This window comes from Hydrogenophaga sp. (genome assembly GCF_025699295.1).
GTDB lineage: Bacteria > Pseudomonadota > Gammaproteobacteria > Burkholderiales > Burkholderiaceae_C > Hydrogenophaga.
Window position 1 is genome coordinate 15,343 of sequence record NZ_JAILWB010000027.1, and the last position, 16,674, is coordinate 32,016.

16 protein-coding genes are annotated in these 16,674 nt (G+C 68.7%); 3 read left to right on the plus strand and 13 right to left on the minus strand.

What is annotated here, in order from left to right; genetic code table 11:
• Window positions 1-89 precede the first annotated feature (89 nt).
• A complete protein-coding gene (locus K5880_RS21540; RefSeq protein ID WP_297657449.1) occupies window positions 90-593 on the minus strand; it encodes a YbaK/EbsC family protein in 504 nt (167 codons plus the stop codon).
• Window positions 594-759: 166 nt separating this feature from the next.
• Between K5880_RS21540 and K5880_RS21545 the strand changes: the two genes are divergently transcribed.
• Window positions 760-2,664, plus strand: coding sequence for a hypothetical protein (locus tag K5880_RS21545; RefSeq protein ID WP_297657452.1), 1,905 nt, complete (start codon window positions 760-762; stop codon window positions 2,662-2,664).
• Between the two features lie 9 nt (window positions 2,665-2,673).
• Here the strand turns inward: K5880_RS21545 and rhtB are convergent, their stop codons facing one another.
• Genes rhtB through K5880_RS21595 form a run of 8 tightly spaced genes read right to left on the minus strand, consistent with a single transcriptional unit; the run spans window position 2,674 to window position 11,448 of the window.
• A complete protein-coding gene (gene rhtB, locus K5880_RS21550; RefSeq protein ID WP_297657456.1) occupies window positions 2,674-3,315 on the minus strand; it encodes a homoserine/homoserine lactone efflux protein in 642 nt (213 codons plus the stop codon).
• Between the two features lie 13 nt (window positions 3,316-3,328).
• Complete coding sequence (locus K5880_RS21555) at window positions 3,329-4,237, minus strand: hydroxymethylglutaryl-CoA lyase (protein WP_297657459.1); 909 nt, start codon at window positions 4,235-4,237, stop codon at window positions 3,329-3,331.
• A 21-nt stretch (window positions 4,238-4,258) separates the two neighbouring features.
• Window positions 4,259-5,179, minus strand: coding sequence for a glyoxylate/hydroxypyruvate reductase A (locus K5880_RS21560; RefSeq protein ID WP_297657461.1), 921 nt, complete (start codon window positions 5,177-5,179; stop codon window positions 4,259-4,261).
• 25 nt (window positions 5,180-5,204) lie between these two features.
• A complete protein-coding gene (locus K5880_RS23190; RefSeq protein WP_366883392.1) occupies window positions 5,205-7,211 on the minus strand; it encodes an acetyl/propionyl/methylcrotonyl-CoA carboxylase subunit alpha in 2,007 nt (668 codons plus the stop codon).
• Window positions 7,211-7,840, minus strand: coding sequence for a DUF4126 domain-containing protein (locus K5880_RS21580; RefSeq protein ID WP_297657464.1), 630 nt, complete (start codon window positions 7,838-7,840; stop codon window positions 7,211-7,213). The genes K5880_RS23190 and K5880_RS21580 overlap by 1 nt, the downstream gene beginning before the upstream one ends.
• A gap of 15 nt (window positions 7,841-7,855) precedes the next feature.
• Window positions 7,856-8,647 carry an enoyl-CoA hydratase/isomerase family protein gene (locus K5880_RS21585; protein WP_297657467.1) on the minus strand — a complete coding sequence of 264 codons (792 nt, stop codon included), beginning with the start codon at window positions 8,645-8,647 and terminating at the stop codon, window positions 7,856-7,858.
• Between the two features lies 1 nt (window position 8,648).
• A complete protein-coding gene (locus K5880_RS21590; protein ID WP_297657571.1) occupies window positions 8,649-9,785 on the minus strand; it encodes an acyl-CoA dehydrogenase family protein in 1,137 nt (378 codons plus the stop codon).
• 40 nt (window positions 9,786-9,825) lie between these two features.
• Complete coding sequence (locus K5880_RS21595; RefSeq protein WP_297657574.1) at window positions 9,826-11,448, minus strand: carboxyl transferase domain-containing protein; 1,623 nt, start codon at window positions 11,446-11,448, stop codon at window positions 9,826-9,828.
• 109 nt (window positions 11,449-11,557) lie between these two features.
• Here K5880_RS21595 and K5880_RS21600 point away from each other — a divergent pair, with 109 nt between their 5' ends.
• The gene (locus K5880_RS21600; protein ID WP_297657470.1) at window positions 11,558-12,610 is read left to right on the plus strand and encodes an AraC family transcriptional regulator; all 1,053 of its coding nucleotides are present in this window, start codon (window positions 11,558-11,560) and stop codon (window positions 12,608-12,610) included.
• Here K5880_RS21600 and K5880_RS21605 read toward each other — a convergent pair.
• From K5880_RS21605 to K5880_RS21615, 3 genes are all read right to left on the minus strand, one after another.
• Window positions 12,575-13,237, minus strand: a complete 663-nt coding sequence (locus tag K5880_RS21605; protein ID WP_297657474.1) for an HAD family phosphatase — start codon at window positions 13,235-13,237, stop codon at window positions 12,575-12,577. The two genes, K5880_RS21600 and K5880_RS21605, sit on opposite strands and share 36 nt — an antisense overlap.
• A 108-nt stretch (window positions 13,238-13,345) precedes the next feature.
• Window positions 13,346-13,723 carry a YchJ family metal-binding protein gene (locus K5880_RS21610; RefSeq protein WP_297657477.1) on the minus strand — a complete coding sequence of 126 codons (378 nt, stop codon included), beginning with the start codon at window positions 13,721-13,723 and terminating at the stop codon, window positions 13,346-13,348.
• On the minus strand, window positions 13,720-14,145 hold the full coding sequence (locus K5880_RS21615) for a rhodanese-like domain-containing protein (RefSeq protein WP_297657480.1): 426 nt from the start codon (window positions 14,143-14,145) through the stop codon (window positions 13,720-13,722). The genes K5880_RS21610 and K5880_RS21615 overlap by 4 nt, the downstream gene beginning before the upstream one ends.
• A gap of 124 nt (window positions 14,146-14,269) precedes the next feature.
• On the opposite strand from K5880_RS21615, the gene K5880_RS21620 reads away from it, so the two are divergent.
• Window positions 14,270-16,159, plus strand: coding sequence for an SLC13 family permease (locus K5880_RS21620; protein WP_297657483.1), 1,890 nt, complete (start codon window positions 14,270-14,272; stop codon window positions 16,157-16,159).
• Between the two features lie 23 nt (window positions 16,160-16,182).
• Here the strand turns inward: K5880_RS21620 and K5880_RS21625 are convergent, their stop codons facing one another.
• On the minus strand, window positions 16,183-16,668 hold the full coding sequence (locus K5880_RS21625) for a universal stress protein (protein ID WP_297657486.1): 486 nt from the start codon (window positions 16,666-16,668) through the stop codon (window positions 16,183-16,185).
• Window positions 16,669-16,674 lie beyond the last annotated feature (6 nt).

Genomic DNA, 16,674 nt, shown 5'->3' on the forward strand with positions numbered 1-16,674 from the left:
CTGGTTTGACCCCTGCACCACCTGCCGCGTGTTGCACGTGCAGATGACCCACCAGGCCCGGCCCCCATCGCCCCCGACAGGCGCGGCGATCAATCCACCGTGACGTCGTGCACCGGCGCGCCAGTGAGGGCCTGCAGTTGCGCAGGCGTGAGCCGGAACACCGCATGCGGGTGGCCCGCCGCGGCCCAAACTTCCTCGAAACGGAACAGCTGGGCATCGATCAGCGTGACCACCGCCGTGGCGTGCGCCAGTGGCGAAACGCCCCCGATGGAAAAGCCGGTGGCGGCCTTCACGAACTCGGCGTCGGCGCGGCCGAGCTTGCCACCGTCGGCGCAGACGAGAGCCTGCACCTTTCTTTCATCCACGCGCAGATCGCCGGACGTGACAACCAGCACGGCCACGTCGTCGGACTTGCGGCGGAACACGATGCTCTTGGCGATCTGGCCGAGCGCCACGCCCAGGGCGTCGGCGGCCTGCTGCGCGGTGCGCGCGGCGTCGTCGAGCAAACGCGGCGCGTGCGGATGGTCCAGCGCGCGCAGGTGCTCGGCCACCCGCTGGACAGCGGGGGTGGAAGAAAAAAAGTCCGGTTTCATGGGCGCCAATGGTAAGGCCCGCGACACACCGCCTACGGCTCCGACGCGATGGCCGTCCAGGCCCGATTCACCCAGACTCACCGGACCCGTCTTGCTCTGGCAAGGGCATGGACCACCGGGCCATCGAAACCGTCTGCAAGGACACCGAACTGAAGGAAAGAACACCTTGTACAGCTACCTCGACTTCGACATCCAGAACCCGGTCACTCCCTGGACCGCCAGCTATTTCGCCCTGCCGGGCGTGGCCGAACAGCTGCAACCCGATCTGGAAAAGGCACGCAGGAACGGCGCGACCATCCTCGTGAAGCTCAAGGTGTCCGGCCTGTCCGGCGACGCCAAGGCCGCGCTGGTCGAGCAGGTCTGTGCCGTGGTCAGGCACCTGCCGGACTACATGACGTCGATCAGCTTCGAAATGCACATGGCCCTGGCCCACTGCCGGCTGGACGACGCCACGCGCACCCGCCGCGAGCAGCGCATCGCGGCGATCATGGCGCCCTATTTCGCGGGCGACACCCCGGCCGCCGTGCAGCAGCAGCTGCGCAGGGTGAAGACCGTTGCGGTGATGGTCCCGGATGCGGCGCTGGAGGTGGTGCTGCGCTCGCAGGTGATCCTCACGAACCGGAGCATTGCGGCCGTGGCCTACGGCCAGGTGCTGTTCCAGGAGCCCCTCCGCCTGTTCGACGAGATCTGCACAGCCGCCCACTGGGAAGATCCCAGGTTCAAGCAGGCTTTGCAGGCCTGCTATTTTGGCCGCCTGCCCAATGATCGACCGGCCTGCCTCACGCTCATCAGGCAGGCCCGCGCCGCCAGCCTGGACAAGCTGCTCCCCCAGCTGCTGGACGGCCTGGCGAAACGCGAAAAGGACCTGCTGGGCGCCGAGATCGGTGATGCGGTGTTCACCGTGTTGCAGGCCGGCGTGGCCCTGGCGGCGCAGAACCTCGATGCCCACGACATCGACACCCTGGTGGCCGTCGCGCTGGACCGCCTGGCCGCCGAGCGCTCGGCGAGATGCTCCGAGATCGTGCTGGCCACCAAGGCCGCCATGGAACAAGGCGTTCTGTTCGATCCCGCGTCCATGGCAAGGAACACCACCGCACTGGCCGCCAGCGCGAAGGCGCAGGCGTTGGCGAAGCTCGGCATGACGGCACCACGCGTGCGCAAGGTGCTCGCGCAGGCGCGACCCACCACAGCGCAGAAGCCCGATGAGCAGGCGCCCGATCTCGACCCGATCCATGCGCGCTCGGTGGAATGGCTGGTGCGCTGGATCGAAGGCCCGGCCACCTCCAATGACGCGCCGCAGCGGCTGAACCGGCAGCAGATCGCCGCCGAAGAAAGTCAGACGCGCCTGCTCGCCCGCAAAGCCGCCGGGCAAGCCACCCCAGACCCGCACGGCGAAGAAGACCTGACCGAAAAGGACGTGGACCTGGTGTGGGAAAGTGGCCTGAGCGGCATGGCCGATTTCCTGCTGGGCGACATCCACGACATGGTGGTGCGCGCGAAACACGTGAAGGTCGCGCCCGAGCTGCTGACCGCCTGCACCGCCCTGGTGGAGCCGCTGCAGGCGTTGATCCGGCACCCCTCCACCGACGAGCTGCAAGCGCGCGACCTGCTGCAGCGGGCGGAATCGGCCATCGAGTCCCTGCGCCGGGGCGTGCTCGCCACGGAAGTGACCGAGCGCGTGCACCAGCGCTTCACAGGGGCACTCAACCAGGCGCTGCGCCAGGAGCCGCTGGTGTACGGCAAACGCCACGGCGGGGTCATCGCCTGCCCCATGCGGCAGGCCGACTGGGGCTGGGTGCACCAGACCTTCCACCAGCGCTGGCTTCCCGTGCAGCGGCTGGAGATGGACGGGTTGCTGGTGCCTTTGCAGGCCGATCAGGCGCTCGCGCTGTATGTGACCGGCAGCAGCCAGAGCCAGTATGCGTTCGACGTGTCGGTGCATCTGTGGTGTCGCAAACCCGGCGGTGGCGGTCTGCCCAGCCTGGAGGTGGGCGCCTACCCACCGATGAACACCCGCGACTGGCGCGACACCCGCGTTCCCTGCGCGGTGCTGCACGTGCCCCCCGCTTAGGGGGCACGTTCAGGCCGCGCGCTTGACCAGCAGCAGGCTCGCTCCCATGGCCATCAGCACACCGCCGAAAACGCGGTTCTGCGCGCGGCGCGCGCGCGCCGTGGCCAGCCAGCGCTGGGCACGCGAAGCCAGGAAGGCGTAGCCGTGCATCACGACCAGATCGACCGCGATGGTGGTCAGCAACAGGATCAGCAACTGCAGCCACAGCACGCGCTGCGGGTCGATGAACTGGGGCAGCACGGCCACCATGAACACGATGCCCTTGGGGTTGGTCACGTTGGTGAAGAAGCCGATGGTGAAGCGCTCGCGCGCCGAAGGCTCGCCGCTGCGCACCGGTGCGGCCTCGCCCGATTCGGGCACCACGCCGTCACGCGAGCGCCATTGCCGCAGGCCGAGCCAGATCAGGTAGCCCGCGCCCGCGAACTTGACGACCGTGAACGCGGTGGCCGAGGCCAGCAGCAAGGCACCCACCCCGACACCGGCGACCAGCAGGATCACCGACAGGCCCAGCTGAAGACCGGCGATGGTGGCGCTGCTCTTCCTCACGCCGTAGGCCAGGCCGTGCGTCATCGAGAGCACGGCGCCCGAACCCGGCGACAGGGCGATGGCCCATGAGGCCACGAAATACGCCATCCAGACATGCAGCTCCATGCGATCTCCTCCTTCAACCGGCGCGTTTGGCCAGCAGGGCACGCGCCACGCGCGAACCGGTGGGCCGGCCCAGCTGTTCGCTGATCCAGGCGCCCGCGTCCACCAGCGCGTCGAGGTCGATGCCGGTGTCGATACCCATGCCGTGCAGCAGGTAGACCACGTCCTCGGTCGCCACGTTGCCGGTCGCGCCCTTCGCATAGGGGCAGCCACCCAGGCCCGCCACCGACGACTGGAAGTTCCAGACCCCCATCTCGAGCGCGGCCAGGGTGTTGGACAGGGCCTGGCCGTAGGTGTCGTGGAAGTGGCCCGACACATGGTCGATGTCGAAGTGCTTCAGCGCGGCCTCCATCGCGGCCTGCACCTTGCGCGGTGTGCCCACACCGATGGTGTCGGCCACGTCCACGCGCTGCACGCCGATGCCTTTCATGAGGCCCGCCAGATAGCCCACGCGCTCGGGCGAGATCTCGCCTTCATACGGGCAGCCCACGGTGCAGCTCATGGCGCCACGCACGGCAATGCCCGCCGCAAGCGCCGCCTGCACGACCGGCGCGAAGCGTTCGATGCTCTCGGCGATCGAGCAGTTGATGTTCTTCTGGCTGAAGGCCTCACTGGCCGCACCGAACACCACGATTTCGTCGGGCTTGTCGGCTACCGCGGCTTCATAGCCCTTGAGGTTGGGCGTGAGCACCGAGTAGCGCACGTCGTCCACGCGCGCGATGCCGCTCATGACGGCGTGGTTGTCGGCCATCTGCGGCACCCACTTCGGGCTGACGTAGCTGGTGACCTCGATCTCTTTCAGGCCGGCCGCCTGAAGGCGCTGCACCAGTTCGATCTTGGTGGCCGCCGGCACGGGCTGCTTTTCGTTCTGCAGGCCGTCGCGCGGACCGACTTCGACCAGCTGGACGAGGTAGGGAAGTTTCATGGGGTGTCTCTGGTGTTGCGTTCAATACCCACGGGCCGGATCGACCAGACCGGCGATCGGCTCACCGCGTTCGAGCGCGAGGATCTTGCCGGCGATCTGGGCGATGCTCTCGTCGCGCAGCGTGCGCGCCGAGGTGTGGGGTGTGACCGTGATTTTCGGGTGTTTCCAGAAAACGTGCCCGGCGGGCAGCGGTTCGGCGCGGAACACGTCGAGCGTGGCACCGGCCATGTGGCCCTCGTCCAGCAGGGCGAGCAGGTCGTCGTCCACCAGATGCGCGCCGCGAGCGACGTTGATCAGGTAGGCACCGGGGCGCAGGCGCGAGAGCGTGTCGCGGTTCAGGATGTCCTGCGTGTCGGGGGTGAGCGGCAGCAGGTTGACCAGCACCCGGCACGACGAGAGGAAGTTGTGAAAGGTCGCCGGGCCGGCGTAACAGGCCACGCCGTCCACGGCCTTGGCCGAGCGGCTCCAGCCGCGCACGGGAAAGTCGAACTGGCGCAGCGCCCCGGCCACGCGCTGGCCGAGCACGCCCAGGCCCATGACGCCCACCGGGAAGTCGGCCCGCGCGCGCGGCTTGCGGTAGGACCAGCGGCCCTGCGCCACGTCGGCCTCGTAGCCGTCGAACTCCCGGAAGTGCCGGATCACCGCGTGGCACACGTACTCGGCCATCTGCACCGACATGCCCGCGTCGTCCAGCCGCACCACTTTCAGGGCCGGCGGCAGCCTGAGCTTGAGCAGGGCGTCGACCCCCGCGCCGATGTTGAACAGGGCCTTGAGGCCCTGTTGTTCGTCCAGAAACTGTTGCGGCGGCGCCCAGACCACGGCGTGGTCGGCCGGTGGCGCGCCGGGTTGCCATTCGGCCACGGTGGCCTGCGGCAGTGCCGCGCGCAGGCCGGCGAGCCAGGGTTCGGCCTTGGTGTCGGTACAGCAGAAGGTGATGTTCATGCGCTGAGCTTATCCGGCGGCGGGTTCAGCCCACCGCCAGCTTGAGCAGTTCCGCGCCCTCGTTGACCTGGTCGCCCGGCGCGTACAGCAGTTCGGCCACGGTGCCATCCACCGGTGCGGCGATGGTGTGCTCCATCTTCATGGCCTCCATCACGGCCAGCGCCTGGCCCTTCTTCACCGCATCGCCCGCCTTGACCGCGAACGACACCACCTTGCCGGGCATGGGCGCGGTCAGGCGCCCGCCCTCGGCAGCGGCCTCGCCGGCGTGGGCCAGCGCGTCGATCTCGACGATCTGCGTCGCGCCGAGCGCGCAGAACACGTGCACGGTCTCAATCACCTGCCAGGTCTGCACGGTCTGGCGCTGGCCGCTGAAGCGCAGGTCCATGCGGGTGCCGGTCTCGGCGGGCAAGGCGTCAAAGGCCAGCGGGCCGCTCACGTCGCCGAAGGCGAGGTGCAGTGCGCCGTCGTGGAGATAGCTCAGGTGCGCCAGCATGGACTCGCCCTGGTACTCGAAGTCGAAACGCCGCACGGTGATGCCGTGCGGGCGCCAGCCGTCGCGGCGCGAGAACGGGTCCGCGCTTTCCGCTGCGCGTTCTGTCAGCAGGGTTTGCGCCACGGCGGCGGCCACAGCCAGCGGTTTGCCGACCTTGTCCTGGTGGAACAGCGCCGCGGCTTCACGCGGGATCAGCGCGGTGTCCAGATCGGCCTGCGCGAACGAGCGGCTGTTCACCACGTGGCGCAGAAACTGCACGTTGGTGGACAGGCCGACGATGCGTGTCTCGGCCAGGGCCGCGTCCATGCGCGCCAGCGCTTCCTCTCGCGTGGCGCCGTGCACGATGAGCTTGGCCACCATGGAGTCGTAGAAGGGGCTGATGGTGTCGCCCTCGCGCACACCGTCGTCCACACGCACCACACCGCGCTCGAAGGCGGAGCAAGCCGGCTTGCGGTAGACCGTGAGCGTGCCGGTCGCGGGCAGGAAGTTGTTGTCCGGCGTCTCGGCGCAGATGCGCGCCTCGATCGCGTGGCCGTGGATGTGCAGGTCTTCCTGCCGGAGCGGCAGTGGTTCGCCACCGGCCACGCGCAACTGCCACTCCACGAGGTCCAGGCCCGTGATGGCTTCGGTCACCGGGTGCTCCACCTGCAGGCGCGTGTTCATCTCCATGAAGTAAAAGCGCATGCCGCCTTCGGGTGGCTGCTCGACAATGAACTCCACCGTACCCGCACCCACGTAGTTCACCGCCTTGGCGGCTGCCACCGCCGCCGCGCCCATCTGCGCGCGCAACTCGGGCGTCATGCCCGGCGCGGGCGCTTCTTCCAGCACCTTCTGGTGGCGGCGCTGCACCGAGCAGTCGCGCTCGAACAGGTAGACGCAGTGGCCCTGCGTGTCGCCAAACACCTGGATCTCGATGTGACGCGGGCGCTGCACATACTTCTCGATCAGCACCGCGTCGCTGCCGAAGCTGTTGCGGGCCTCGCGCTGGCAGCTCGCGAGCGCGGCGGCGAAGTCCTCGCTCTTCTCCACCACGCGCATGCCCTTGCCGCCACCGCCGGCGCTGGCCTTGATGAGCGCGGGGTAGCCGATGCGGTCGGCCTCGCGCTGCAGCAGGGACGGGTCCTGGTCGCTGCCGTGGTAACCGGGCACCAGCGGCACGCCGGCTTTTTCCATCAGTTGCTTGGACTCGGCCTTCAGGCCCATGGCCAGGATGGCGGAAGCCGGCGGGCCGATGAAGGCGATGCCGGCCTCGGCGCAGGCGTTGGCGAAGGCGTCGTTCTCGCTCAGGAATCCGTAGCCCGGGTGGATGGCCTGCGCGCCGGTGGCTTTGGCGGCCTCGATGATGCGTTCCCAGCGCAGGTAGCTGTCCTTGGGCGCGCTGCCGCCGATGTGCACCGCCTCGTCGCAGGCCGCCACGTGCTTGGCGCTGGCGTCGGCGTCGGAGTACACGGCCACGGAGCGAACACCGAGGCGGCGCGCGGTGGCGGCCACGCGGCAGGCGATCTCACCTCGGTTGGCAATCAGGATTTTGGTGAACATCAGGCTTCCTTGACAGGTCCGGTGAAGAAACGCTGCGCGCGATGAAACACCGCGCGCAGGAATTTGAAAAGCATCCAGGTGACGCCCCACATCAGCACAACGGTGATGAGCAGCAGCACACCGAAGGCGACAGGGTGGTTGGTGGCCAGCCACACGGCGCCGACCACCAGGCCGTCCTCGACCAGGCTCATGGCGAGGTTGGAGAACGGCTCGGGCGAGCTGTTGATGGCCGCGCGTGTGGTGGTCTTGGCCGCCTGGCTGGTGGCGGCCAGGGTGCCGCCGAGCAGCGCGGCGGCCAGCGCCAGCGCGCCACTGTCGGCGCCGAACACGCCCGCCGCCAGCGCCGCGCCGGCCGGAATGCGCACCACGCTGTTGACCATGTCCCAGAGCGAATCCACCACCGGGATCTTGTCGGCGAAGAATTCCACGAACAGCATGAAGCCACTGGTACCCAGCAGCACAGGGTGTTGCAGCACCTGCAAGCCGGCGGGCAGGTCCATCCAGCCGGCGGCGCCTGCCATGCCGACGAGGAACACCACGGCATAGAGGCGAAAGCCGCTGGCCCAGCCGAGCGCACCCGCGAGCGCCAGCAACTCGGGTGTACCCAGGGTGGTGAACCAGTCGGCCATGGTGCCGTGTCGTCGTCAGGCCGCGGGCAGCCAGGCGGGCGCGCGCTTCTGCAGGAAGGACTGCAGACCTTCACGGCCCTCGTCGCTGGCGCGCACGTCGGCGATGCGGCGCGCGGTCTCGGCGCGCAGCTCGGCGGTGATCGGCATGCTGCTCACGTCGCGCACCAGGCGTTTGCACTCGCGCGCGGCCTTGGGGCCGTTGGCCACCAGCGTGGCGACGATCTCGTCCACTCGCGCGTCCAGCGTATCGGGCGTGGCCAGCTCGTGCACCATGCCCAGCGCGTGCGCACGCACCGCGCTGAAGCGTTCGGCCGTGACCATGTAGCGGCGCGAGGCCTGCACGCCCAGGGCGCGTGCCACATAGGGGCTGATGGTGGCGGGCAGCAGGCCCAGGCGGGCCTCGGACAGGCAGAAGGTCGCACCCTCCACCGCCACCAGCACGTCGCAGATCGCAGCCAGCCCCATGCCGCCGGCGTAACAGTCGCCCTGGATGCGCCCCACAACGGGCACCGGGCACTGGTCCAGCGTCCACAGCATGTCGGCCAGCTTCTGGGCGTCGGCGCGGTTCTGGTCCCAGTCGTAGCCGGCCATGGTCTTCATCCAGTTCAGGTCGGCGCCGGCGCAGAAGGCCTTGCCGTGCGCGCCGAGCACCACCACACGCAGCTCTTCGTCCTTCGACAGGGTTTCGAAGGTGGCGGTCAACGCGGCGATCACGTCGTCGTTGAATGCGTTGCGCACGTCCGGGCGGTTGAGCCACACGCGCGCCACATGGGCGCTGGGCCGGGTCACATCAAGCACTTCATTCATGTCAATACCTTTTCGCCACTTCTTCGAGCATCACCTCGGTCGCGCCGCCGCCGATGGCGAGCACGCGCGCGTCGCGCCACAGGCGCTCGATCGCGGTCTCGCGGATGAAGCCCATGCCGCCGTGGAACTGCTGGCAGGTCTGCACCACCTCGTTGACAAGTTCGCCCGTGAGCGCCTTGAGCATGGAGACCTCCTGCACGATGTCGTGGCCCTGGGTCACGCTCCAGGCGCAGTGGTACATGAACTGGCGCGCCGCGCGCACCCTGGCGTCGAGCATGGAGATGCGCTGGCGAATCGCCTGCTTGTCCCACAGCGTGCCGCCGAAGGCCTGGCGCTGGCGCACGTAATCCAGCGTGAGCTGCAGGGCCTGGGTGCAGTGGCCGATGGCCATGGCGCCCAGCGCGATGCGCTCGGTCTGGAAGTTCTTCATCACCGAATAAAAGCCCTTGCCCTGCTCACCGAGCAGGTTCTCCTCAGGGATGCGCACGTTGTCCAGGATCAGCTCGGCCGTGTCGCTGGAGATCCAGCCGGTTTTCCTGAGCGCGCGGCCCACCGAGAAACCCGGCGTGCCCTTCTCGACGATGAACATCGTCATGTCGTGGCGCGCGGCGCCGGTCTTGGCGGCGATGAAATACAGGTCGGCGTGCACGCCGTTGGTGATGAACATCTTGGTGCCGTTGAGCACCCATTCGTTCCCTTCCTTGCGCGCCGTGGTGCGGATGCCCGCCACGTCGGAGCCCGCGCCAGGCTCGGTGATGCCGACCGCGGTGATCATCTCGCCGGCCGTCACCTTGCCCAGGTACTTCGCCTTCTGCGCCGCATTGCCGGCGTGGTGCAGGTGCGGGCCGGCCATGTCGGTGTGCACCAGCACCGTGATGATGAAGCCGGCAAAGGTGGACTGCGACAGGGCCTCGGCGAACACCAGGTTGGTCAGCGCGTCGGCGTCGCCGCCGCCGTAGGCCCCCTCGAAGGCAATGCCGAGCAGCCCCGCCTGGCCCATGCGGCGCAATACGTCGCGCGGCACCATGCCGGTGTCTTCCCAGGCGGCGGCGTGCGGCTCCACCTCGCGCGCGAGGAAGCGCGCGACCTGGTCGCGCAGCAGCTCGTGATCGGGGTTGTCGTAGATCGTTTTTGTCATCATGCCCATGTCTCCGGCCGCTGATGCGCGGCTGTCGTCTTCACATCCGGAAGATGCCGAATTTCGGTTCACCGATCGGGGTGTTGAGCGCGGCCGACAGGGCCAGGCCGAGCACGCGGCGGGTGTCGGCGGGGTCGATCACGCCGTCGTCCCACAGGCGGGCGCTGGCGTAGTAGGGGTGCGACTGGTGGGCGAACTGGTCGAGCAGCGGCTGCTTGAACTTCGCCTCTTCCTCGGCGCTCCAGCTGCCGCCCTTGGCCTCGATGCCGTCGCGCCGCACGGTGGCCAGCACGCTCGCGGCCTGCTCGCCGCCCATGACGCTGATGCGCGCGTTGGGCCACATCCAGAGGAAACGCGGGCTGTAGGCCCGGCCGCACATGCCGTAGTTGCCGGCGCCATAACTGCCGCCGATGATGACGGTGTACTTGGGCACCTGCGCGGTGGCCACGGCCGTGACCATCTTGGCGCCGTGGCGCGCGATGCCCTCGCTCTCGTACTTGCGGCCGACCATGAAGCCGGTGATGTTCTGCAGGAACAACAGGGGCACCTTGCGCTGGCAGCACAGCTCGATGAAGTGCGCGCCCTTCTGTGCGCTTTCCGAGAACAGCACGCCGTTGTTGGCGACGATGCCGATGGGCATGCCCTCGATGTGCGCGAAACCGCAGACCAGGGTGGCGCCGTAACGCGCCTTGAATTCGTGGAACTCGCTGCCGTCGACGATGCGGGCGATGATTTCGCGCACGTCGTAGGGCTTGCGCGTGTCGACCGGGATCACGCCGTAGATCTCTTTCGTGTCGTACAGCGGCGCGCGCGGCTCGCGCAGCGCCTGCGTGGCGATCTTGCGGCGGTTGAGCGTGGCCACGGCCTGGCGCGCCAGCGCGAGCGCGTGCGCGTCGTTCTGCGCCAGGTGGTCGGCCACGCCCGAAAGGCGCGTGTGCACGTCGCCGCCCCCCAGGTCCTCGGCGCTGACGATCTCGCCGATCGCGGCCTTCACCAGCGGTGGGCCACCCAGGAAGATGGTGCCCTGGTTCTTGACGATGATGGTCTCGTCGCTCATGGCGGGCACATAGGCGCCGCCCGCCGTGCACGAGCCCATCACCACGGCAATCTGCGCGATGCCGTTGGCGCTCATGTTGGCCTGGTTGTAGAAGATGCGCCCGAAGTGCTCCCGGTCGGGAAACACATCGTCCTGGTTCGGCAGGTTGGCGCCGCCCGAGTCCACCAGGTAGATGCACATCAGGTTGTTCTGCAGCGCCACTTCCTGCGCCCGCAGGTGCTTCTTCACCGTCATCGGGTAGTAGGTGCCGCCCTTCACGGTGGCGTCGTTGCAGACGATCATGCAATCGACCCCGCTGACGCGGCCGATGCCGGTGATCACGCCGGCGCAGGGCGCGCTGTCGGTGCCGTCGCGGTCGGGGTACATGTTGAGCGCGGCCAGCGGGCTGAGTTCGAGGAAGGGCGTGCCCGGGTCCAGCAGCATCTGAACGCGGTCGCGCGGCAGCAGCTTGCCGCGCGCGGTGTGCTTGGCGCGGGCCGCCTCGCCACCGCCCAGGGTGGCTTTTTCGACCTGCGCTTTCAGGTCTTCCACCACCGCGCGCATGGCCTCGGCATTGGCCTGGAAGTCGGCGGAACGGGCGTTGAGTTGTGTCTCCAGGATCGGCATGGCGGCATCCGTTGTGGTGTTTCGGGTCATTGTGGAGGATAGACACGGTGGCCGGTGGCCGCCGGTCACACAGGTTGCAAATCCCGCCAGATCGGCAGAAACTCCTGCAATGCCCGCAAGCACCACCCGCGCCCCCCTGGATCCTGCCCGCCTTCTGGTCGGGCCCGCGCTCACGCCCATGGCCTTCGTGCGCGCCATGACGGAGGCCTACGAGGCCCGCGGCCTGGACCCGGACGGGGCGCTGAAGACGGCACACATTGCGCCAGCGGATGTGCGAAACGCCGGCGCACGCATCACCGCCGCCCAGATGGAGGCGGTGTCCGACGCGGCGATGCGCGAACTCGACGACGAGGGCCTGGGCTGCTTCAGCCGTGCCCTGCCCTGGGGCAGCTACGGCATGCTGGCGCGCGCCTCGCTCTCGGCGCCCACCCTGGGGCTGGCGCTGCGGCGCTGGTGCCGCCACCACAGCCTGCTCACCGACGATGTGCTGCTGTCGCTGGAGGCCACGGGCGACAGCGCGCGCATCGCCCTGCGCCCGCACCGCCGGCCGGCGCCGCCGACCGAGTTCTGCGTCGTCTCGGTGCTGCGCAACATCCATGGCCTGGCCAGCTGGTACGTCGATTCGCGCATTCCACTGCAGGGCGCGCAGTTCCCCTATGCGCCACCACCGCATGTCGACGCCTACCGCGTACTGTTCGATGGCCCCTGCGCCTTCGGCGCGGAGCACGCCGCCATTGCGTTCGACGCCAGCTACCTGGCCCTGCCGATGCGGCGCGACGAAACCTCCATGAACCAGATGCTGCAGCGGGCGCTGCCGCTGACGGTGCGCGCCTACCGGCGCGACCGCCTGCTGGTGCAGCGCGTGCGCCAGGTGCTCGCCGCGCAGCCTCTGGACGCGCACAACGCCGAAGACCTGGCCGCGCTGCTCAACGTCTCCGCCCGCACGCTGCACCGCCAGTTGCGGGACGAAGGCGCCTCGCTGCAGGCCCTGAAGGACGAGGTGCGGCGCCAGCGCGCCACCGAGCTGCTGCTGCGCACGCGCCGCCCGATCAAGCAGGTGGCGCAGGACATCGGGTTTCGCAACGAAAAAAGCTTCATCCGCGCGTTTCGCGGCTGGACCGGCCGCTCACCCGGCGAGTGGCGCAGCGAACAGGCCGCGTAGTTCGTCCATGTGGTGGAAGACGCGCGCCAGCGCCAAGCCCTCGAACGCGCGGCCGTGCCCATCGGGGCAATAGCCCCATACCGTCGCGCCCGCCGCCAGCCCGGCCTGGGCACCTGTACCCGTGTCCTCGATCACCAGGCAGCGCGCCGGGTCGGCGCCCAGGTGCGCGGCAGCGGCCAGGTACACATCGGGCGCGGGCTTGGAGCGCGGTTGATCGTGGCCGCTGAAGACCGCATCGCCGAAATAGGACAGCAGGCCGACATGCTCAAGCTGCATCACCACCTTGGGTCGGTCCGCGCCGGAGGCGCAGGCGATGCGGCCCCCGACGTGCCGGTGGATGGCTGCCACCGCCTCCACCGCGCCCCGAACCGCCTGCAGCTCGGCCCGCAGCCGGGCGTTGCGCCGCGCGTAGAAGGCCTGCATCCAGGCCTCGGTGAGCGGTTGGCCGGTCTCGGCCTCGATGCGCGCGCGTTCATCGCGCACCGCCTTGCCGATGAAGATCTGCATGCACTCGGCCTGGGTGATGGCCCAGCCGCTTTCGTTGAGCACCTCGCGCAGCACGCCGTTGGTGATGGGCTCGCTGTCCACGAGCACGCCGTCGCAATCAAAAAGCACCGCCTCAAACATGAGATGCCCCCCACGCAGCCTGCGATGTCACCCCCCACAGGGGAGCATCACCTGCGGCCCGGCAAAACCGGTCCCGCGGTATTTCCGGTGTGCGCCACGTCGTTTCGGTCATGCAAGCTGTTCTCCGTCTACGTAATACCAGTTTCCGTCTTCGCGCACGAAGCGGCTGCGTTCGTGCAGGCGTTGCCCGCGGCCCTGTACCCGCGAGCGGGCAACGAACTCGACCTCGGCGCGGGTCTCGTCGAGCACCCGGTGGCGCTTCACATCAAGGCCCAACCACTTCACGCCCGCTTCCAGTTCCAGCGCGGCCGGCCGGTGGCTCGGATGCCAGGTGGCCAGCAGGTGCGCCACGTCGCCGCGCGCGAAGGCGCTGTAGCGCGAGCGCATGAGCGCTTCGGCGTCGGGTGCGGGCACGCCGGTGCCGAGGTAGCGACCGCAACAGACCGCGAAAGCCGCGCCGCGTCCGCAGGGGCAGGCTTCCTTCATCGAGCCTTCTTCGCCCTGCGCTGCTCCAGCGTCTCCACCGGTGCGCCAGCGCTCAACCAGTCGGTGAAACCGCCGTCGATGTGCGCCACGTTGCGCATGCCCATGTCCTGCAAGGCCTTGGCAGCCAGCGCGCTGCGCCAGCCCGCGCCGCAGAACAGCACGAACTCCCGGCTCTCGTCGCCGAAGGCGGGTTTGAAATAAGGCGAGTCAGGGTCGACCCAGAATTCCAGCATGCCGCGCGGCGCGTGCAGCGCGCCGGGTACCGTGCCTTCGCGCTCGAGTTCGCGCAGGTCGCGGATATCCACCAGCTGCAGCCTCGGGTCGCCAGCCTGCAGACGTTCCTGCACCTGGGTCACGCTGTAGGTGGTGATCTGAGCGCTGGCCTCGTCCACGAGCGCGCGGAATCCTTTGGTGATGGGCATGAAAGGCTCCTGAGGCGTCGATTATCGGCGCCGGGGCGTCACCCTGCAGGCGCAGCCCCGATGATGGGTACATTCGAGCCATGCCAGCACCCCCCCGATCCACACCTCACCACAAAGCTTTCGCATGACGCCAGACCAGATCACCGTGCTGCTCATCCTGGGCCTCGTCGTCGGCCTGTTCCTCTGGGGAAAATGGCGACACGACCTCGTGGCCGTGAGCGCGCTCGTGGCCTGCGTGTGGTCGGGTCTGGTCAAGCCCGGTGACGCGTTCAGCGGCTTCGGTCACCCGGCGGTGATCACGGTGGCCTGCATGCTGATCATGAGCAAGGCCCTGCAGGTTTCGGGCGCGGTCGAGGTGCTGGCGCGCTTCGCCATCCCCGCCAAGGCGGGGCAGGTGCTCAGCCTGGCAGCGCTGATGGGCGTGGGCGCACTGCTCTCCGGCTTCATGAACAACGTGGGCGCCATGGCGCTGCTGATGCCGATCGCGCTCAAGGTCGCCAAGCGCCTGTCCATCCCGCCGGGGCGCATGCTCATGCCGCTGGCCTTCGGCACCATCCTGGGCGGCATGACGACCCTGATCGGCACGCCGCCCAACCTGATCGTGGCCGGTTTCCGGGCCGGCATGGGCGATGGCAGGGGTTCGTTCGCGATGTTCGACTTCGCCGCCATCGGCGTGCCGGTGGCCGTGCTGGGCGTGGTGTTCATTGCCCTGCTGGGGTGGCGACTCGTGCCCAGGCGCCAGGCAGAGGGTCTGGAAGGCTTCGACACCGGGGCCTACCTGACCGAGGCCCGGATTCTTGAAGACGGCGCTTCGGTGGGCAAGACACTGGCCGAGGTAGAGAAGGTGCTGGAGGACGCGGGCGCGCAGGTGGTGGGCCTGGTGCGCCACGAGATGCGCATCACCGCGCCCAGCCCGATGCGCGTGCTGCGCGCGCAGGACATCCTGGTCATCGAGGCGGACGTGGACACCTTGTCCACGGTGCTGTCGGCACTCGGGCTCAAGCTGGAGGAATCGGGGCGCCCTGCCGACCGGAAAGAGGACAAGAACGCAGACGATGCGGCCACCGAGGCGACTGCAACCGTCGAGCCGGCAACCGGGAAGGAGGCCCCGGCAAAAGACAGGGAAAAGGAAGAAGAGAAGCCGCGCGGCGACGCCGCGGACATCGTGCTGGTCGAGCTGGTCGTGCTGCCGGGCCCCATGCTGACCGGGCGTTCGGCCAGCGACATCTCGCTGCGCAGCCGCTACGGACTGAACCTGCTGGCCGTCTCCCGCCAGGGCAACCGGTCCATCGAACGGCTGCGCTCGCTGGCACTGCGCCCGGGCGACATCCTGCTGCTGCAGGGCCCACCAGGCGCCATCGCCGAGTTCGCCAGCGACACCGGCTGCGTGCCCCTGGCCGGGCGCGACCTGCAGATTCCCAACAAGCGCAAGGCCATCCAGGCCTCGCTGATCATGCTGCTCTCGGTGGCCGCTGCCGCGCTGGGCGTGATGCCGGCGGCCGTCGCCTTCCTGACGGGAGCCCTGTTCACGCTGTTGCTGCGTGCCCTGCCCCTGCGCCAGCTGTACGACGCCATCGACTGGCCCGTCATCATCCTGCTGGGCGCCCTGTTCCCGCTCGCCAGCGCGATGCAGTCCACGGGTGCGGCCGATCTGCTTGCGCGGGGTCTGATGGGTTCGGTCGCCCAGGGCAACGCGGTGGTGGCGCTGGCGCTGGTGCTGCTGGTGACCATGTTCCTGTCGGACCTGATGAACAACGCGGCCACTGCGGCGGTCATGTGCCCGGTGGCCATCGGCAGCGCCGCGGCGCTCGGTGTCAACCCCGATCCCTTCCTGATGGCGGTGGCCATCGGTGCCTCATGCGCCTTCCTGACGCCGATCGGTCACCAGAACAACACCATGATTCTGGGGCCGGGTGGTTTTCGCTTTGGCGACTACTGGAAGTTGGGACTGCCGCTGGAGGTGCTGGTGGTCGGGGTCAGCATGCCGCTGCTGCTCATCGTCTGGCCGCTGTGACCTGACAAGGCTGCATGGGTGGCTCAGGCTTCGGGCGCTTCGGCCGCAGCGCCCTGTTCCCTCGCGTCACGCACGATCAGCACGGGAACCCGGGAGACACGTGCGAGCGACTCGGCCACGCTGCCAGCCAGCCAGCGCACGATGCCTTTGCGACCGTGGCTGCCCGTGATCACGAGGTCGGCACCCCACTCCTCGGCATCGCGCGCCAGGGCCTCGGCGATGCTGTCCTTGACCGTGCCGATGGACAACCGGGCGGACTCGGCGTCCACACCCTGCGCTTCGGCCTGCTCGGTCACGCGGTGCAGGATGGCATTGCCCTCTTCGCGCAGGGTCGACTCCAATTCCGCAAGGTCTTGCGCCGACGATGCCTTGGTCGGCACCACCTCGCTCACGTAAGCGAGCCGCAGCTTCGCGCCCTGGTCACGGGCCAGGCGGATGGCCATCTGGATGGCCGGCTTGGAAAGATCGTCGTCGCCGACGGCGACCAGGATGCGGGGAAAAACGCTCATGGGGTA

Coding starts and splice junctions, on each gene's coding strand:
- K5880_RS21610 (WP_297657477.1), bottom strand. CDS start 13,723: ATGAAGGAAGCCTGCCCCTGCGGACGCGGCGCGGCTTTCGCGGTCTGT.
- K5880_RS21605 (WP_297657474.1), bottom strand. CDS start 13,237: ATGTTTGAGGCGGTGCTTTTTGATTGCGACGGCGTGCTCGTGGACAGC.
- K5880_RS21600 (WP_297657470.1), top strand. CDS start 11,558: ATGCCCGCAAGCACCACCCGCGCCCCCCTGGATCCTGCCCGCCTTCTG.
- K5880_RS21615 (WP_297657480.1), bottom strand. CDS start 14,145: ATGCCCATCACCAAAGGATTCCGCGCGCTCGTGGACGAGGCCAGCGCT.
- K5880_RS21595 (WP_297657574.1), bottom strand. CDS start 11,448: ATGCCGATCCTGGAGACACAACTCAACGCCCGTTCCGCCGACTTCCAG.
- K5880_RS21585 (WP_297657467.1), bottom strand. CDS start 8,647: ATGAATGAAGTGCTTGATGTGACCCGGCCCAGCGCCCATGTGGCGCGC.
- K5880_RS21555 (WP_297657459.1), bottom strand. CDS start 4,237: ATGAAACTTCCCTACCTCGTCCAGCTGGTCGAAGTCGGTCCGCGCGAC.
- K5880_RS21580 (WP_297657464.1), bottom strand. CDS start 7,840: ATGGCCGACTGGTTCACCACCCTGGGTACACCCGAGTTGCTGGCGCTC.
- K5880_RS21625 (WP_297657486.1), bottom strand. CDS start 16,668: ATGAGCGTTTTTCCCCGCATCCTGGTCGCCGTCGGCGACGACGATCTT.
- rhtB (WP_297657456.1), bottom strand. CDS start 3,315: ATGGAGCTGCATGTCTGGATGGCGTATTTCGTGGCCTCATGGGCCATC.
- K5880_RS21560 (WP_297657461.1), bottom strand. CDS start 5,179: ATGAACATCACCTTCTGCTGTACCGACACCAAGGCCGAACCCTGGCTC.
- K5880_RS21620 (WP_297657483.1), top strand. CDS start 14,270: ATGACGCCAGACCAGATCACCGTGCTGCTCATCCTGGGCCTCGTCGTC.
- K5880_RS23190 (WP_366883392.1), bottom strand. CDS start 7,211: ATGTTCACCAAAATCCTGATTGCCAACCGAGGTGAGATCGCCTGCCGC.
- K5880_RS21540 (WP_297657449.1), bottom strand. CDS start 593: ATGAAACCGGACTTTTTTTCTTCCACCCCCGCTGTCCAGCGGGTGGCC.
- K5880_RS21590 (WP_297657571.1), bottom strand. CDS start 9,785: ATGACAAAAACGATCTACGACAACCCCGATCACGAGCTGCTGCGCGAC.